At 30.2% G+C, this 16802-nt stretch carries 20 protein-coding genes; 9 read left to right on the forward strand and 11 right to left on the reverse strand.

Annotated features, from left to right (window positions below; genetic code table 11):
• Window positions 1–4: 4 nt before the first annotated feature.
• From sufB to BUA86_RS03955, 5 genes are all read left to right on the forward strand, one after another.
• The gene (gene sufB, locus BUA86_RS03935) at window positions 5–1462 is read left to right on the forward strand and encodes a Fe-S cluster assembly protein SufB (RefSeq protein WP_072930353.1); all 1458 of its coding nucleotides are present in this window, start codon (window positions 5–7) and stop codon (window positions 1460–1462) included.
• A gap of 42 nt (window positions 1463–1504) precedes the next feature.
• Window positions 1505–1849: a four helix bundle protein gene (locus tag BUA86_RS03940; RefSeq protein ID WP_072930355.1), complete on the forward strand. Its 345-nt coding sequence runs from the start codon at window positions 1505–1507 to the stop codon at window positions 1847–1849.
• Between the two features lie 39 nt (window positions 1850–1888).
• The gene (sufC, locus tag BUA86_RS03945) at window positions 1889–2644 is read left to right on the forward strand and encodes a Fe-S cluster assembly ATPase SufC (protein WP_072930061.1); all 756 of its coding nucleotides are present in this window, start codon (window positions 1889–1891) and stop codon (window positions 2642–2644) included.
• Between the two features lie 139 nt (window positions 2645–2783).
• A complete protein-coding gene (sufD, locus tag BUA86_RS03950; protein ID WP_178300393.1) occupies window positions 2784–4103 on the forward strand; it encodes a Fe-S cluster assembly protein SufD in 1320 nt (439 codons plus the stop codon).
• Window positions 4104–4379: 276 nt separating this feature from the next.
• Window positions 4380–5603 carry an aminotransferase class V-fold PLP-dependent enzyme gene (locus tag BUA86_RS03955; RefSeq protein ID WP_072930063.1) on the forward strand — a complete coding sequence of 408 codons (1224 nt, stop codon included), beginning with the start codon at window positions 4380–4382 and terminating at the stop codon, window positions 5601–5603.
• Between the two features lie 64 nt (window positions 5604–5667).
• Here BUA86_RS03955 and BUA86_RS03960 read toward each other — a convergent pair whose 3' ends face one another.
• From BUA86_RS03960 to BUA86_RS03970, 3 genes are all read right to left on the reverse strand, one after another.
• On the reverse strand, window positions 5668–5994 hold the full coding sequence (locus BUA86_RS03960) for a single-stranded DNA-binding protein (RefSeq protein ID WP_072930065.1): 327 nt from the start codon (window positions 5992–5994) through the stop codon (window positions 5668–5670).
• A 79-nt stretch (window positions 5995–6073) separates the two neighbouring features.
• A complete protein-coding gene (locus BUA86_RS03965; protein ID WP_072930067.1) occupies window positions 6074–6457 on the reverse strand; it encodes a DUF3037 domain-containing protein in 384 nt (127 codons plus the stop codon).
• A complete protein-coding gene (locus BUA86_RS03970) occupies window positions 6435–7226 on the reverse strand; it encodes a HipA family kinase (RefSeq protein ID WP_072930068.1) in 792 nt (263 codons plus the stop codon). Before BUA86_RS03970 ends, BUA86_RS03965 begins: the two co-directional genes overlap by 23 nt.
• A gap of 175 nt (window positions 7227–7401) precedes the next feature.
• Here BUA86_RS03970 and BUA86_RS03975 point away from each other — a divergent pair, with 175 nt between their 5' ends.
• The gene (locus BUA86_RS03975) at window positions 7402–7974 is read left to right on the forward strand and encodes a SanA/YdcF family protein (protein WP_072930070.1); all 573 of its coding nucleotides are present in this window, start codon (window positions 7402–7404) and stop codon (window positions 7972–7974) included.
• 30 nt (window positions 7975–8004) lie between these two features.
• On the opposite strand, the gene BUA86_RS03980 is transcribed toward BUA86_RS03975, so the two are convergent.
• The 3 genes from BUA86_RS03980 to BUA86_RS03990 all read right to left on the reverse strand — a co-directional run bounded on the left by BUA86_RS03980 (window position 8005) and on the right by BUA86_RS03990 (window position 9393).
• A complete protein-coding gene (locus tag BUA86_RS03980; protein WP_072930072.1) occupies window positions 8005–8535 on the reverse strand; it encodes an adenine phosphoribosyltransferase in 531 nt (176 codons plus the stop codon).
• 81 nt (window positions 8536–8616) lie between these two features.
• Window positions 8617–9048 (reverse strand): acyl-CoA thioesterase, encoded by a 432-nt coding sequence (locus tag BUA86_RS03985; RefSeq protein WP_072930074.1) that lies wholly within the window; start codon window positions 9046–9048, stop codon window positions 8617–8619.
• 81 nt (window positions 9049–9129) lie between these two features.
• Entirely contained in the window at window positions 9130–9393 is a 264-nt protein-coding gene (locus tag BUA86_RS03990) for a hypothetical protein (RefSeq protein ID WP_072930076.1), read from the reverse strand.
• A gap of 239 nt (window positions 9394–9632) precedes the next feature.
• Here BUA86_RS03990 and dnaA point away from each other — a divergent pair, with 239 nt between their 5' ends.
• Genes dnaA through BUA86_RS04005 form a run of 3 tightly spaced genes read left to right on the forward strand, consistent with a single transcriptional unit; the run spans window position 9633 to window position 12257 of the window.
• The gene (gene dnaA, locus BUA86_RS03995) at window positions 9633–11072 is read left to right on the forward strand and encodes a chromosomal replication initiator protein DnaA (protein ID WP_229731865.1); all 1440 of its coding nucleotides are present in this window, start codon (window positions 9633–9635) and stop codon (window positions 11070–11072) included.
• 17 nt (window positions 11073–11089) lie between these two features.
• Complete coding sequence (locus BUA86_RS04000) at window positions 11090–11536, forward strand: low molecular weight protein-tyrosine-phosphatase (protein ID WP_178300395.1); 447 nt, start codon at window positions 11090–11092, stop codon at window positions 11534–11536.
• 10 nt (window positions 11537–11546) lie between these two features.
• Window positions 11547–12257 carry an SAM-dependent methyltransferase gene (locus BUA86_RS04005; protein ID WP_072930361.1) on the forward strand — a complete coding sequence of 237 codons (711 nt, stop codon included), beginning with the start codon at window positions 11547–11549 and terminating at the stop codon, window positions 12255–12257.
• A gap of 224 nt (window positions 12258–12481) precedes the next feature.
• Here the strand turns inward: BUA86_RS04005 and glsA are convergent, their stop codons facing one another.
• The 5 genes from glsA to BUA86_RS04030 all read right to left on the reverse strand — a co-directional run bounded on the left by glsA (window position 12482) and on the right by BUA86_RS04030 (window position 16774).
• Entirely contained in the window at window positions 12482–13510 is a 1029-nt protein-coding gene (gene glsA, locus BUA86_RS04010) for a glutaminase A (RefSeq protein WP_072930079.1), read from the reverse strand.
• Between the two features lie 226 nt (window positions 13511–13736).
• Window positions 13737–13994 (reverse strand): Txe/YoeB family addiction module toxin, encoded by a 258-nt coding sequence (locus tag BUA86_RS04015; RefSeq protein ID WP_072930081.1) that lies wholly within the window; start codon window positions 13992–13994, stop codon window positions 13737–13739.
• On the reverse strand, window positions 13995–14249 hold the full coding sequence (locus tag BUA86_RS04020) for a type II toxin-antitoxin system Phd/YefM family antitoxin (RefSeq protein ID WP_072930083.1): 255 nt from the start codon (window positions 14247–14249) through the stop codon (window positions 13995–13997). It abuts the gene before it with no gap.
• A 222-nt stretch (window positions 14250–14471) separates the two neighbouring features.
• On the reverse strand, window positions 14472–15899 hold the full coding sequence (gene purB / locus BUA86_RS04025) for an adenylosuccinate lyase (protein ID WP_072930085.1): 1428 nt from the start codon (window positions 15897–15899) through the stop codon (window positions 14472–14474).
• A gap of 20 nt (window positions 15900–15919) precedes the next feature.
• A complete protein-coding gene (locus tag BUA86_RS04030) occupies window positions 15920–16774 on the reverse strand; it encodes a fructosamine kinase family protein (RefSeq protein WP_072930086.1) in 855 nt (284 codons plus the stop codon).
• Between the last annotated feature and the right edge of the window lie 28 nt (window positions 16775–16802).

A 16802-nucleotide genomic window follows, 5' to 3' on the forward strand; every position in this document is an offset into this window, starting at 1 on the left:
TAAGATGAGTAACACAAAATATACAGAAGACGATTTACGTGAAGATCTTGCGAGCCAAAAGCAATATGAATTTGGTTGGTCGACTGAGATGGAATATGAAGATTTCCCAGTTGGATTGAATGAAGATATCGTACGTGCTATTTCAGCCAAAAAAGAGGAGCCAGAATGGATGACCGAATGGCGTTTAGAGGCTTTCCGTGCTTGGCAAAAGATGGAAGAACCAGAATGGGCAAATGTAACTTATGAAAAACCAGATTTTCAGGCTATTCGTTATTACGCAGCTCCAAAAATAAAAAAGGAATTAGCTAGTTTAGACGAAGTTGATCCGGAATTATTAAAGACTTTTGAGAAGTTAGGAATTTCTTTAGATGAGCAAAAACGTTTATCTGGAGTGGCAATTGATGCCGTGATAGATTCTGTTTCTGTTAAAACTACATTTAGAGAGACATTAATGGAGAAAGGAATTATTTTCATGTCAATCTCTGAAGCGATTAAAGAACATCCTGAATTGGTGAAAAAATATATCGGACGTGTTGTTCCTCCGACAGATAACTTTTATGCAGCTTTAAACTCTGCGGTTTTCTCGGACGGATCATTCTGTTATATACCAAAAGGTGTTCGTTGTCCAATGGAATTATCAACATACTTCCGTATTAACTCTGCAGGAACAGGACAGTTCGAGCGTACTTTATTAGTTGCGGATGAAGGTTCTTACGTTTCTTATTTAGAGGGTTGTACTGCACCAATGCGTGATGAAAATCAATTACATGCTGCGGTTGTTGAGTTAATTATTATGGACGATGCTGAGATTAAATATTCTACAGTACAAAACTGGTATCCAGGTAATGAAGAAGGTTTAGGAGGTGTATTTAACTTTGTAACTAAACGTGCAGTTTGTGAAAAGAACGCAAAAGTTTCTTGGACACAAGTTGAGACAGGTTCTGCTGTTACATGGAAATACCCATCTTGTATCTTAAAAGGAGATAATGCTGTAGGAGAATTTTATTCTATTGCAGTAACAAATAATTATCAGCAAGCAGATACAGGAACTAAAATGATTCATATTGGTAAGAATACAAAATCGACAATTATTTCGAAAGGTATTTCTGCTGGTAAATCTCAAAATTCTTATCGTGGATTAGTAAAAGTAATGAAAGGAGCAGAGGGTGCAAGAAATTTCTCTCAGTGTGATTCATTATTAATGGGTAACGAATGTGGAGCTCATACTTTTCCTTATATCGAAATAGATAATAAATCAGCACAGTTAGAGCACGAAGCAACAACTTCTAAAATTGGTGAAGATCAATTGTTCTATTGTAACCAACGTGGTATAGATACAGAAAAAGCAATTGCTTTAATTGTAAATGGATTTAGCCGCGAGGTATTAGATAAATTACCAATGGAATTTGCTGTAGAGGCTAAAAAATTATTAGAAATCTCATTAGAAGGTTCTGTAGGATAAGAATTTAATGAGTTGATGTGATAATTTTTTAATGAGTTAATGATGAAGAAAGAGAATATTATTTTGACATTAACTTTAGAATTTTCACTTTTGATTATAGCATACTGTGAAGAACTTGAATTGAATAGAAAATTTGTTATTTCTAATCAATTATTAAAATCAGGAACTTCTATTGGTGCTAATATAAGAGAAGCTCAGAATGCTGAAAGTTTGAATGATTTTATTCATAAGTTTAAAATTGCAGCAAAAGAAATTGATGAAACCAATTATTGGTTAGAATTATGTCAATTATCTGAAAATTATCCAAATTCAGAAATGTTAACCGATAAGTTGGTTAATATTTCTAAAATAGTAAACAAGATTATAAGTACATCAAAAACAAAGTGATTATCAAATTATCACATTAACTAATTTACAAATTAGATTATGTTATTAAATATAAAAGACTTACACGCTCGTATAGAAGAGCGCGAAATTTTAAAAGGTTTAAACCTTCAAATTAATCCAGGTGAAGTTCATGCGATTATGGGACCTAATGGAGCTGGAAAATCTACTTTATCTAATGTTATTACAGGTAAAGAAGAATACGAAGTAACAGATGGTGATATCGAATTTAAAAATGAATCTATCCTAGAGATGGCTCCAGAAGAAAGAGCTCAACAAGGGATTTTTATGTCTTTTCAATACCCAATAGAAATTCCAGGTGTTTCTGTTACTAATTTCATTAAAACATCAATTAATGAGACACGTAAAGCACAAGGTTTAGAAGAAATGGGAGCTTCTGAAATGTTAAAATTAATTCGTGAGAAAGCAGATTTATTAGGAATTAAAAAAGATTTCTTATCTCGTTCTTTAAACGAAGGTTTCTCTGGTGGTGAGAAAAAACGTAATGAGATTTTTCAAATGTTAATGTTAAATCCAACATTAGCAATTTTAGATGAAACAGATTCGGGGTTAGATATCGATGCATTACGTATTGTTGCTGATGGTGTAAACGAATTTAAAAATGAAAACAATGGTGTGTTAGTTATTACGCACTACCAACGTTTATTAGATTATATCGTTCCTGATTTTGTACACGTCTTAGCGGACGGAAAAATCATTAAATCTGGAGGTAAAGAATTAGCTTTAGAATTAGAAGCGAAAGGTTACGACTGGGTTAAAGAAGAAGCAGGAATCTAATAATTTAGATATTAGAGATTAGAAATGAGAAGTTAGAGAAAGAAGATTAGAAAACTAGAAATATATCTATAATCTAAAAGTCGAAATCTAAGAATCAAAATCTATAATCTAAAATCTAAAGTCTAAAATCTAAAAAAAGATGATTGATTTAAAAGAAAATTTAGTTTCTCGTCATTTGGTGTTTAACGAAAAAAATAAAGTGAATAAAGGAATCGAAGGTATGCGACAAGAAGCCATCGAAATCTTTAATCAAAAAGGTTTTCCAACACGTAAAGATGAGGAATGGAAATATACAAATCTTGCTCCTTTATTAAAGGTGGATTATAAACTATTCCCAGAAGATGAAGTAGCAGTAGAATACAAAGACATTAAGAAGTATTTAATTAATGAAATCGATACATATACTATTGTTTTCATTAATGGTAAATACTCAGCTTTTTTATCGAATACAACGCATGATGAAGCTGATATTTGCGTACTTTCTAGTGCAATTCACAAAACAAATCATCAAGGTGTAATTGAAAACTATTACGGTAAAATTGCAAAAAAAGATGAAAGTTTAGTGGCATTAAATACAGCTTTTGCTAAAGATGGTGCTTATATTTATGTACCTAATAATGTTATTTTATCTAAGCCAATTCAAATTATGTATTTCTCTACTGGAGCTTCACAAGAAGCAATGTACCAGCCAAGAAATTTAGTTGTAATTGGAGATAATGCGCAAGCACAAATTATCGAAAGACATCAAACATTAGATGCTAAAGCAAATTTAACAAATGTTGTAACAGAAGTTAATGTTGGAAGAAATGCTGAATTACATTGGTATAAATTCCAAAATGATACAGACGAAACTTCATTAATCGATAATACTTACATTAATCAAGAAAGAGATTCTCGTGCGAATGTATTTACATTTGCGTTTGGAGGAAAAATTGTTCGTAACAATTTAAACTTCTACCAAAATGGAGAAAATTGTAATTCTGTTATGGACGGTATTACTGTGATTGATGGAAAACAACATGTAGATCATCATACATTTGTTGAGCATAACTTCCCGAATTGTGAATCTCATGAGTTATATAAAGGAATTTATGATGAAAAAGCACAAGGAGTTTTCAACGGAAAAATCTATGTACATAAAGAAGCACAAAAATTAAATGCATTCCAACAAAATAATAATGTGTTATTATCAGATGGAGCTTCAATTTATACAAAACCGCAATTAGAAATTTTTGCTGATGATGTAAAATGTTCTCATGGATGTACTGTAGGACAATTAGGAGAAGATTCTTTATTTTACATGCAACAAAGAGGTATTCCTAAAAAAGAAGCAAGAGCAATGTTATTATATGCTTTCGCATCTGATGCTTTAAGACATGTAGAAATTCCACAGATTTCTAATAGAGTAAATGCCTTAATTGCTAAAAAATTAGGTGTTAGTTTAGATTTCGAATTATAAGATCTCATTTAGAGTAATCGTAATAAGTTTTTAAATTGAACTTATTTTAAAATATAAAGTAAGTATTTAATTTTTTGAATGCTTACTTTTTTATTAAACTCAGTTTTGATGAATACTAAATGTCATTCTGAGCCTGTCGAAGAATAATAAATTTTCTATATAATGTTTCGACAAGCTCAACATGACAGAGCTAGTAAAACAAAATTATTAAATATAAAATTTTAATAATGTACTTCTAAAATAGAACTAACATTATTTGATACAAAATACAGCAAAATGTCAATAAATATTCAAGAAATAAGAAGTCAATTTCCCGTTTTAACAAGAGAAGTTAATGGTAAGCCATTAGTTTATTTAGACAATGGAGCTACCTCTCAAAAACCAAAATTTGTTTTAGATGTATTGGATGAGTATTACGAAAAGTACAATGCAAATGTACATCGTGGAATTCACACATTAAGTCAAGAAGCAACAGATAAAATGGAGGAAGCACGTCGTAAGGTTCAACAGTTTATCAATGCAAAAAATGATTACGAAGTTATTTTTACGAGAGGAACAACAGAAGGAATTAATTTAATTTCTAATGTTCTAAGAGAAGTTTTGACTGCTGAGGATGAAATTATTATTACAGAAATAGAACATCATTCAAACATTGTTCCTTGGCAAATTTTATGTCAAAGAACTGGAGCAAAGTTGAAATATATTCCATTAACTAAAGAAGGTGTATTGGATATTGATCAATTGGATAATTTATTGACAGATAAAACAAAGCTAGTTTGTGTTAATCAAGTTTCGAATGCATTGGGAGTTGTAAACCCAATAGAAACAATTATTGAAAAAGCACATCAAAAAGGAGCTTGGGTTTTAATTGATGCTGCACAATCTGCGCCACATACAAAAGTAGATGTACAAGCAATGGATTGTGATTTCTTAGTTTTTTCTGGACATAAAATGTACGGACCAACTGGTATTGGAGTTTTATATGGAAAAGAAGATATCTTGAATTCTTTACCACCTTTTCATGGAGGAGGAGAGATGATAAAAGATGTTTCTATGGAAGTTTCTACTTATGCTTGTTTACCATTTAAATTTGAAGCTGGAACACCAGATATCGCAGGTATTATAGGTTTAGGAGCTGCGGTGGATTTTATTAATTCTATCGGTATAGAAACTATCCATAATTATGAAAAAGAGTTGGTAGATTATACGATTCAACGTTTATCTGAGTTTGAAGAAGTAGAAATATATGCGAAAGATGCAGAGCACTCTGGAGCCGTTTCTTTTAATTTAAAATTAGATGGAGTACATTCTTCAGACGTAGGAATGATTTTAGATAAAAAAGGAATTGCAGTTCGTACAGGACATCATTGTGCACAACCAATTATGCAACATTTTAATATACCTGGAACTGTTCGTGCTTCGTTTGCTGTTTATAATACAAAAGAAGAGGTTGATATTTTTATTGAAGGTTTAAAAACTGCAATAAGAATGTTAGGATAATAATATTTTAAAAGATAATAAAAGGGGGATAAATTATATTTATCCCCCTTTTAAATTTGAAACGCTACAAAAGTATAATTTGGTCTATTACAATTTCAGTAATATTTTGAGTAACTCCATCCTTATCTTGATACTCTCGATAAGTTAACTTACCCTCAACAGCGAGTTGTTTTCCTTTTTCTACATGGTTTTCAATAACATCAACAATAGAACCGTATGCAACAATGTTGTGCCATGTAGTTTGTTTAATTTTTTCACTTTTGTTATTTGTATAACTCTCATTTGTAGCTAGACTAAATTTAGCAAACTTTTTGTCGTCTTCAAATGTTCTAATTTCAGGGTCGTTTCCTACATTCCCTATTAATCGTACACTGTTTCTTAATGTGTTCATGGCAATAAATAATTTTAAACTTTAATACAACGAAGTTATTAATTTAAAATTAATTTACTCAATTTTAAACACTTAAGTTTTATAAAACATGTTCTTTAAATAATTTTTCTAGTGTTTTATCAAGATTTTTTGTCATTCCTGGATGTGGTCGAGAACTTTGGATAGATGAACTACGAGTAGCTGTTAACCATCTAAAACGTTCGGCAACATCAAAATTAGAAATGGCAGATTCAGTGTAAATTCCTTCTGCAATTTTTGACAATGCATTTAAATTACTATCAATAAAATTTAAATCTAATTCATGACAGAATGCATTAATTCTATAGTCATTTATAAAATATTTTACTTTTAAATAATTTTCTTTCTTTGAGAAGAGAATTACGCCAATATTGATAAATTCTTCACGTTCAACTTTAGGAACTAAACGAAGAATTGCATACTCATATAAGATTTTTTCTTGCATTGTTTGCTTCGTTTATAAAAAGTTCTGTATGTTGTAATCTAGTTTTAATAAATGTCTTGTAAACATTTCTCATCTCATCTTCTGTCGAGTTATAAGCTTCTGTTTCTAACCATTCGTCTGGAATAAGATCTACAATACTATCAATAATATCATCGTTTAAAATTGCTTTAAACTCAGTATCAACCTCATTTAATTTTGTAGCATTTTTTAATAGCACATGATCTTTTATTGGCTGAAAAGGTGTTAATGCAGACTTTTCCCAATTATCCCATGTGTGGTGAAAGTAGAAAGATGCACCATGATCTATTAACCATAATTCTTTGTGCCACATTAGCATATTTGTATTACGAAAAGTACGATCTACATTTGTTAGGAAAGCATCTAGCCATACGATTTGAGAAGATAACTTATCATCAACTTTCATTACAGCAGGATCATAATTAATAGATCCAGAAAGATAATGTAAAGCCAAGTTAGTTCCTTCACTAAACTTTAATAAGTCTTGGATTTCTTCATCAGCTTCCGACTGACCAAAATATTCATCTAATAAAGCAAAAACTAATTCTGGAACTTTAAATCCTAACACACGTGCGATTTCTCCACCTAATAGTTCAGAAATTAACATTCTCGGACCATGTCCTGCTCCTTTAAACTTTAAAACATATTTAAAACCATCATCCGCATCTGCCAATGCTGGTAAAGAACCTCCTTCTCGTAAAGGCTGTAAATATCGTTCCACAGTAACTGTTCTTAAATCTAGATTATTCATTTTCTAAAATTACGATGAAAAATTAAAATAACTTTTACATCATTTTTTTTTTAGTCTCATTAAACTTGCAGATTTTTGCTGATAGAAAAAATAGATTTTGGGTAAGTTCGTCAAAATAAGAAAATTTATTATTAGAAAGAGTCTTCTACTTGTAGGGTTAGTTATAGCTTTTACATTGTTAGTAGCACTTATCATACAAATATATACATCCTATTTCATTTATAATTATCAAGGGAATATTCCGCAAGATTATAGAATTGCGGTTGTTTTTGGAGCAAAAGTACAATCGGACAGAAATCCAACACGATTTCTTAAAGATCGTTTAGATGCTGCAATTAGGTTATATAAAGAAGATCAAATTGATGTTATTTTACTTTCTGGAGAAAAAATTCATGAAAATTTTAATGAAATTGATGTCATGGAGAAATACTTATTAGACAGAGGAGTTAAAATAGAAGACACTTATTTAGACGGTGCAGGATTAGATACCTACAGTACTATTTACAGAACAAAGAATATTTATAAATTTAAAAAAGTAATATTAATCTCACAATCCTATCATTTAAAGCGAGCGTTATTCTTGGGAAAAGTGTTTGGTTTGGATTGTGTAGGGTACAATGCAGATAGCGGACCATATAAAACAGAAGGTAAACAAAGTTTTAGAGAGGTTTTGGCTAACATTAAAGCATTATTAGATATTAGAAGTGATAGGGCGCCAGAAATAATTATAGAGCCTAAGAAAGAATAAAAAAAATCCACTGAAAAGTGGATTTTTTTATTAATATTCTGTTAGGGATATTATTTCTTCTGTAAATGGTGTTAGCTTGTCTTTACCATTTAAAAATGTAAGATCAACTATAAAAGAAAACTGAGAAATTTTACCACCACATTTGTTGATTAATTTAGCACAAGCTTCTGCTGTTCCGCCAGTAGCTAAAACATCATCATGGATAAGTACTCTATCTCCTTCTTTTATATAATTAGGATTAATCTCTATCGTTGCCTGTCCATATTCTAAATCATAAGATTCATTAATAGTAGGAGGAGGTAATTTACCTGCTTTACGAATTAAAACGAAAGGAACGTTTAATTTTTGGGCAATTTGTATTCCATATAAAAATCCACGACTTTCTATTCCGCAGACAACATCTACTTTTCCTTTTGCTTGTTTCACAAACTCATCTACAATTTCACCAGAAAGAGTAGCATCTAAAAATAAAGGTGTGATATCTTTATAAACAATTCCTTCTTTAGGAAAATCGATTACATCTACAATAGTATCATTGATTTTTTCTTGAAGTGTCGACATTTTAAACTGTTTTGTTAAGGTGCAAAGTTAACTAGAAATAATTCTTTAATTCTAGTTTCAGTAAATTATTAAGAAAAGTATTTATAAACCTAAGCTTTCCCAAATACGTTCGGGTATTCTAACTGGTCTACGCGTTTCTGCATCCACACAACATAAAACAGTATAACCTTGGTTAATTATTTTACCAGCTTCATTGTAAATGTTATAATCAAAACGAATCTTTACACCTTTGTCGCGTTCTTTTACTGTCGCTTCAATTTCTATTAATTCATCATATAAAGCGCTTCCTAAATACTTAGTATGCATTTCTATAATAGGCATCATAATTCCCATAGCTTCTAATTCAGCATAAGGAAAACCTCTTTCTCGCATTAATTCTACACGACCAATTTCATAGAATTCAGGATAATTACCATAATAAACAACTTTCATTTGATCGGTATGCTTATATAAAATTCTAGTTTTTGTTCGAAATGTATTAAGTGATTCTTTTTGTTCAGTTTTTTCTATCATTTTATCAATGCCTCTAAATTCTGTTCAAAAGTAGAAAACAAAAAAAAGACTTTTTCATTTTCTGTAAAAAAATAAAAAAGTCTATTCAGTAATTTTTTTGTAATCCATCCAACTAAAAGATGTTTGAGAAGAATCTTTCTGTTCTTCTTTTACAAAGTCGTATGCTATTTGAATAATTGTCTTGAAAGATGGATTAGCAATTTCATAACAAAATGTCCAACTAGTATCTTTTTCATTTTTCAGAATTTCTAAAAGAGAGAAATTATTTTTAATTCCTAAATCTTTTAAATGATTTTCTATTTTTTGCTGTGCTAAATCTATTTTTTCTTGTGTAATATCCATCATATAACAAAAGTAGTAATTATTCGTTTTACACTAAATATTTTAATTAAAAATATTACATTTGTATCAACTTTTTGCGATATAAAAAATTGTCACTTTTTTTTCGATATACAAAGTATTTTTTAAAATATCAATACCCTTTTCATTTTTTTTATTAAAAATTTGTTCACAATTTTGTAAACGAGGCTCCTGAAAAAGTCTTGCTTGTTAATCAATAACTTATACTTTAAATTTTAGCACTTTTGGATAATATAACTACTATAACTGCAAATTCTGTGTGGGATAAATGTCTGTCTTTTATAAAAGACAACATTGCAGAAGACGCATACAATACTTGGTTTTTACCTATTCGTCCTGGTAAACTAATTAATAATGTATTAACAATACAAGTACCAAGTAAATTTTTTTATGAGTGGTTAGAAGAGCATTATATTAAAATTTTAAAAAGTGCCTTACAAAAAGAATTAGGAGCTGATGCAAAATTAGTTTACAGTATTTTAATGGATCAGAAATCTGAAGGAAGAGAACCATTTACTGTACGTATCCCTAGTTCTAATAAAGAAAAGTTAAAGCCTCAAGAAATTGAAGCTCCGCTAAACTTGCAAGCAGGTAAGATGATGAATCCTTTTATTATCCCAGGATTACAGAAACTTAAAATTGATTCGCAATTAAACCACAATTATACATTTAATAATTTTATAGAAGGAGAATCTAACAGATTGGCTCGTGCAGCAGGTAGAGCTATTGCAAAACGCCCTGGAGGAACTTCTTTTAACCCACTGTTTATTTACGGAGGGGTAGGATTAGGAAAAACGCATTTAGTACATGCAATTGGTTTAGAAGTAAAAGAATTGCATCCAGAAAAAACAGTTTTGTATGTTTCTACAGAGAAATTTACACAACAGTTTATAGAAGCTGTAAAAAATAATAACCAAAATGATTTTATACATTTCTATCAAATGATAGATGTATTAATTATGGATGATATTCAGTTTTTATCTGGAAAAACAAAAACACAAGAAGTATTCTTCCATATATTTAATCATTTACACCAAAGAGGAAATCAAATTATTTTGACTTCTGATAAGTCTCCTGCGGAAATCCAAGACATGGAAGATCGTTTAATCTCTCGTTTTAAATGGGGATTATCAGCAGACTTGCAAAATCCAGATTACAATACTCGACTTTCTATTTTAAAACAAAAATTAGAAAATGATGGAATTGAATTTCCTGACGAAGTAATGGATTATATTGCTCAAAACATAGATACAAATGTGCGTGAATTAGAAGGGTCTTTAAACTCTATAATTGCACAAGCAACTTTAAATAAAAGAGAAATAACATTAGATCTTACGGCTCGTACTTTATCTAAATTAGTTCAAACAGCACGTAAAGAAATTTCTATAGATTATATTCAGAAAACTGTTTGTGAATACTTTAAAGTAAAAATAGAAGATATTCAATCTAAGACTCGTAAAAGAGATGTTGTTCAAGCTCGTCAATTGGCTATGTTCTTTGCAAAGCAATACACAAAGGCTTCTTTGGCAAGTATTGGAACACAAATTGGTAAACGAGATCATGCAACAGTTTTACATGCGTGTAAAACCGTTAAAAACTTACAAGAAACAGATAAGGCTTTCCGAGGTTATATAGAAGATATTTCTCGTAAAATAGCTGATTAATTTAAATTATTTTTCTGATGAAAATATTAATGGTTTGTTTAGGAAACATTTGTCGTTCTCCATTAGCAGAAGGAATTTTACAATCAAAAGTTGGTGAACAACATTTGATAGATTCTGCTGGAACAGGAGATTGGCATGTTGGCGAACAACCAGACAGAAGATCAATTGCTGTAGCAAAAAAATACGGTGTTGATATTTCTGACCAACGTGCGATGCATTTTAATCCAATTTTTTTCGAAGAATTTGACTTGATTTTTGCAATGGATAAACAAAACTTGCTTGATATTAAGCAATTAGCAAGAACAGAAGAAGAAAAAAATAAGGTGAAATTAATCTTAGAAGATGCTACGAATAATGCAGATAATGTTCCAGATCCTTACTACGATGGAGAGGAAGCGTTTGAGCATGTTTATCAATTACTAGATGATGCAACAGATGCAATCGTCGAAAAATACAATCTTTAATAAAATTCCCATGAATACCGCTAAAGTATATTTAATTCCTTCACTTTTAGGTGAAAGTGAACACAGTAGAGTATTGCCTTTATATAATTTAGATGTCATAAAATCTTTGACAACTTTTGTTGTTGAAAATGAGAAATCTGCTCGAAAGTTTATTAAGCAAGTATGTCCAGAAAAAGTTCAGTCTGAATTAGATATTTATATCTTAAATAAAGATACAGAACCAGAAGAGATATTCGAATTAATGAAATTATTAGACAAAGGAATTTCCCTTGGTATTATTTCTGAGGCTGGTTTACCTGCTGTAGCAGATCCTGGGGCACAATTAGTGAATATTGCACAAAGTAAAAGAATTCAGGTTGTTCCATTGGTAGGACCATCATCTATTATGTTGGCGTTAATGGCTTCTGGAATGAATGGTCAAAATTTTGCATTTCATGGTTATTTACCAATAGATAAAACTGAGCGTAAAAAAAGATTAAGCTATTTAGAAAATGAAAGTTCTAAAACAGGGATAGCTCAAATTTTTATGGAAACACCCTATCGAAATAATCAAATGGTGGAAGATTTAACAAATATTCTTAAATCAGATACTAAGATTTGTGTTGCTTGCCATATCACATTAGAGGATGAGGATATAAGAACATTAACTGCAAAAGAATGGAGTACAGAAAAATATGATTTTCATAAACGTCCTGCAATTTTTGTAATGCAAGTAGATTAGGAAAGTAAGAATTAAGACACTTATGTTTCTGTTGTTCAGTTATAAGTGTTTACGTTTTTATTACATTGATTTCTATGACAAAACTAAATAATTAATTAGGATTATGCAGTATAAGTCTCGTACTTTATAGTAAATCTGTCAGATTGAGCTTGTCGAAATCTTAGATGAAAATGCTTAAATATAAAAGCTCAAAATCAATCTTGATTTTGAGCTTTTATATTTTCTTATTCAAATAAATTTAAATGATATTCATTTACTAAATCTAAAATCATTTGATAGCCAGCTACAGAATTTCCGTGTGTATCTAATGATGGGTTAAATACGCCAATTCCCATCTTATTAGGCACTGCAACAGTAATTCCTCCACCAACACCAGATTTACTTGGTAAACCAACTCTACGGGCATATTCGCCACTATATTCATACATTCCAGCAATTAACATTTGCGATTGTACTAACGTAGATATTTCAGAATTTTTGTAGGTTGTGTCACCATCAAAACGAGTACATTGATGCGCAAAGAAATAACCTATTTTAGCTAAATCCTCTGCAGTAACTTCTATAGAACATTGTTTAAAATAATTGTTCAATTTTTCTTCATCATTTGCTTCAATTAAACCACTATTTTTCATGATGTAAAACATTCCACGATTACGATGACCAGTTTCTTTTTCAGACTCGTAAACAGATTTACTATAGTCAATTAAATCATTCTTTGTAATGTATCGAATCATTTTCAATATTTTCTGAAATCCAACTTCACCTTCACCTTCTATTAAAGATGTAGTTAAGATAGCTCCAGCATTCATTAACGGATTAAGAGGTTTCCCTGATTCTAAATTAGCAAAATGATTAAACGGTTTATCTGTTCCGTAATAACCCATTTTGTCGAATACATTTTTTTCTCCCTTTTCATTAACCGCAACCATCAATGCAATAAGTTTTGAAATACTTTGTATCGTAAATTTTTTATTCGTGTCACCAACGCTAATCACTTTTCCTTTTTCTGTTACTACAGAAAAAGCAATTGCTTTTGCATCCATTTTCCCTAATTCTGGAATATAATCGGCAACTTTTCCTTTCGTGTAAGCAGTTCTATTTTTCTCAAGAATTTCGGTTAATTTACTTTTCGTTATTTCTTTAGTAGTAGTTGATTTTTGAACAGTAGTTTGAGCAAAAGCAACGGTAGAGTTTATTGATAAACTCATTACAAATAGACTAAAAAGAATAGAATATGTTTTATTTTTTTTCATTTTATGATTATTGAAAATTGCTTGTCTAAAATAGAAACAATTTTTAATTAATAAATCATAATATTTAAATATGGTTTAATGTGAATTCTTTTTGGGCGACAACCGCGCTTTTTATTCCAATCTTTTTACTTCGCTAGCACGCATCGTAAAAAGGATTTCCATTACAATCGCTGTCGCATTTTAAAGTCCTAAATAATTATGAGGCTATGCTAGTTAGCATAGATTTTTAATCATAATGAAAACGGCATTTAGCAATAAGTATTTGCCCTTCTTCATATTTGTATATTAAACGATGTTCATCATCTATTCTTCGAGACCAAAAACCTGAATATTTATGTTTTAGAGGTTCTGGTTTACCTATTCCTGTGAAAGGGGTTCTAGATATATCTTTTAAGAGATCATTGATTCGTTTTACTTTTTTCTTGTCTGTTTTTTGCCAAAACAAATAATCTTCCCAAGGTTCATCTACAAATATGTATTTCATTTATTCTTCGATTAACTCTTTTTCAAAAGATTCATTACTCTTTAATTTTTCAATGGCTGAATCAAGTCTTAATTCGTTAATACGAGAAGATAATTCATAGTTTGTTGCCATTAGAGAGTTATACTCTTCAAGTGACATTATAACAATACCAGAATCTTTTCCACGGTTGATAATTAAGGTTTCAAAATTTTTTGAAACTTTATCTAAATAAGATTTTATATCTTTTCTGAAATCTGAAACACTTGCTATTAGCATAATAATTTATTTATGTACAAAATTACGTACAAATATTTTAAAAATAAAAAGAATACTAAATAAAAATTTGTCTATCATTTCAATACATTTTTAACTTTTCATCGGAGTAAAATGTGATTCTGAAAATTTCGACAAGCTTAATGTGATAAAACAATGGTATATAAAACAAAAAATGCTTCCAATTTATTGGAAGCATTTTCAATATTTTAAAAAGTTTAAAACTTATACTTTTAAATCTGTATGAGCACCTAAAAGAGCTTTGTTTTCTTCGATAATTGGATCTACTAAATCTTTTAAAAATTCTTCTGTTTGCTCAGATGCAAAACCAGTAAAGTTTTTAGGATCTAATAATTCAACTAACTTTTCTTTGTCAATTTTTACATTATCGTCTGCAATAATTCTTTCAATTAAATCATTTGCTTTTCCTTCCATTTTAACTTGTCTAGCAGCTTCCATAGAATGTGTTCTGATAATTTCGTGTAACTCTTGACGGTCTCCACCATTTTTAACACCTTCCATAATAATATATTCAGTTGCCATAAATGGTAATTCCTCTGCGATATGTTTTTCGATGATTTTAGGATAAACAACTAATCCATCTAAAATGTTATTCCAGATAATTAAAATAGCATCTATTGCTAAGAATGCTTGCGGAATAGCTAGACGCTTATTCGCAGAATCATCTAACGTTCTTTCAAACCATTGTGTTGCAGCAACCATAGCAGGAGAAGAAGCCAAAGACATTACATATTTAGCTAAAGACGATATACGCTCCGAACGCATAGGATTACGTTTGTATGCCATTGCAGAAGAACCAATTTGGTTTTTCTCGAAAGGCTCTTCAATCTCTTTTAAATTTTGAAGTAAACGTAAATCGTTTGTAAACTTATGTGCAGATTGTGCAATGTTTGATAATAATTCTAATGCTTGTGCATCAACCTTACGATCATAAGTTTGTCCAGAAACTGCAAATACATTTTTGAAACCAAAACGTTCTGATAATTTTTTATCTAATGCTTTTACTTTAGAATAATCTCCGTCGAATAATTCTTTAAAAGAAGCAGCTGTACCAGTTGTTCCTTTAACACCACGAAAACGTAAAGTTTCTATTCTAAATTCTAATTCTTCTAAATCTAATAAAACAGATTGTAACCATAAAGTTGCACGTTTACCAACAGTTGTTAACTGTGCTGGCTGAAAATGAGTGAAACCTAATGTTGGTAAATCTTTGTATTCGCGAGCAAACTTTCCTAAACCATCAATTACATTAATTAATTGTCCTTTGATATGTTGAAATCCGTCACGAATCTGAATTAAATCTGTGTTATCACCAACAAATGCAGAAGTAGCTCCTAAGTGGATAATCGCTTTTGCACTTGGAGCAACATCACCATAAGCATGTACGTGAGCCATAACATCATGACGAAATTTTTTCTCGTATGCTGCTGCAACTTCGTAATCTATATTTGTTGCGTTATCTTTTAGTTCCTGAATTTGTTCATCAGTAATATCTAAGCCAAGTTCTTTTTCAATCTCAGCTAAAGCAATCCAAAGTTGTCTCCATGTTGAAAATTTCTTGTCAGGAGAAAAGATATATAGCATTTCGTCGCTACAATATCTAGATTCTAAAGGATTTTGATATTTGTTCATTGTATTGTTGTTTGTTTTGTTTAAAATTTCTTTAAAATAGTTTGTACATCTTTCACGTAATAACCTTCGAAAAGATATGCATGAATTAATAATGGAAACAATTGTGCAATTGGTAAACGTTCTTCACTATTTTTTTCTAATGGAAATGCTTCTTGATAAGCATCAAAAAAAGCATCATCAAAACCACCAAAAAGTTTAGCAAGTGCAATATCCATTTCTCGATGTCCGTAATATATGGCAGGATCTATAATGGTAAAATCACCTTCTTGATTAGCTAAAATATTTCCATTCCAAAAATCGCCATGTATAAGCGATGGTTTTTCTTTAGGAAAAATAGAACCAAGTTGTTTACACATATTTTCAGCAGATTTTACTTGTTTAGAAGTAATAAGTTGTTTGTTTTGCAACAACTTCATCATTGGCATAATGCGGTTATTTGCATAAAATTCGCTCCAAGAATCTGTCTGTTTATTAGGTTGAAGAACAATTGCCATATAATTGTCTTCATTCCAACCGAATTGTTTCGCTGTATTTTGATGTAATTTCGCTAAGTTTCTTCCAAAATTTTCCCAGTCGATAATAGTAGGAGTAGAAGTTTCTATCCATTCTAAAAGTAAATACTGGAAATCTTTTCCTATTTCTCCGATGTTTAAAATTTTCGGAGTAGAAAAAGTATTGGTTTTGTTTAATGCATCTAAACCTCTTGCTTCTTTTTTAAGAAGATTAGGAAAGTTTGCAGATGAATTTACTTTTAAGAAATATTTTTTATCAAACGATTCAAGTCGAAAAGCATCGTTAATATCGCCGCCTTTTATTGGGACTATAGTTTCTATGCCTAAATCTAATTGCTTTAATCGTTCTAAAATTTCATTCATAAAAAATATATCAAAAAAGTTATAGCCC

It is taken from the genome of Chishuiella changwenlii (assembly GCF_900142565.1).
Taxonomy (GTDB): Bacteria; Bacteroidota; Bacteroidia; order Flavobacteriales; family Weeksellaceae; genus Empedobacter; species Empedobacter changwenlii.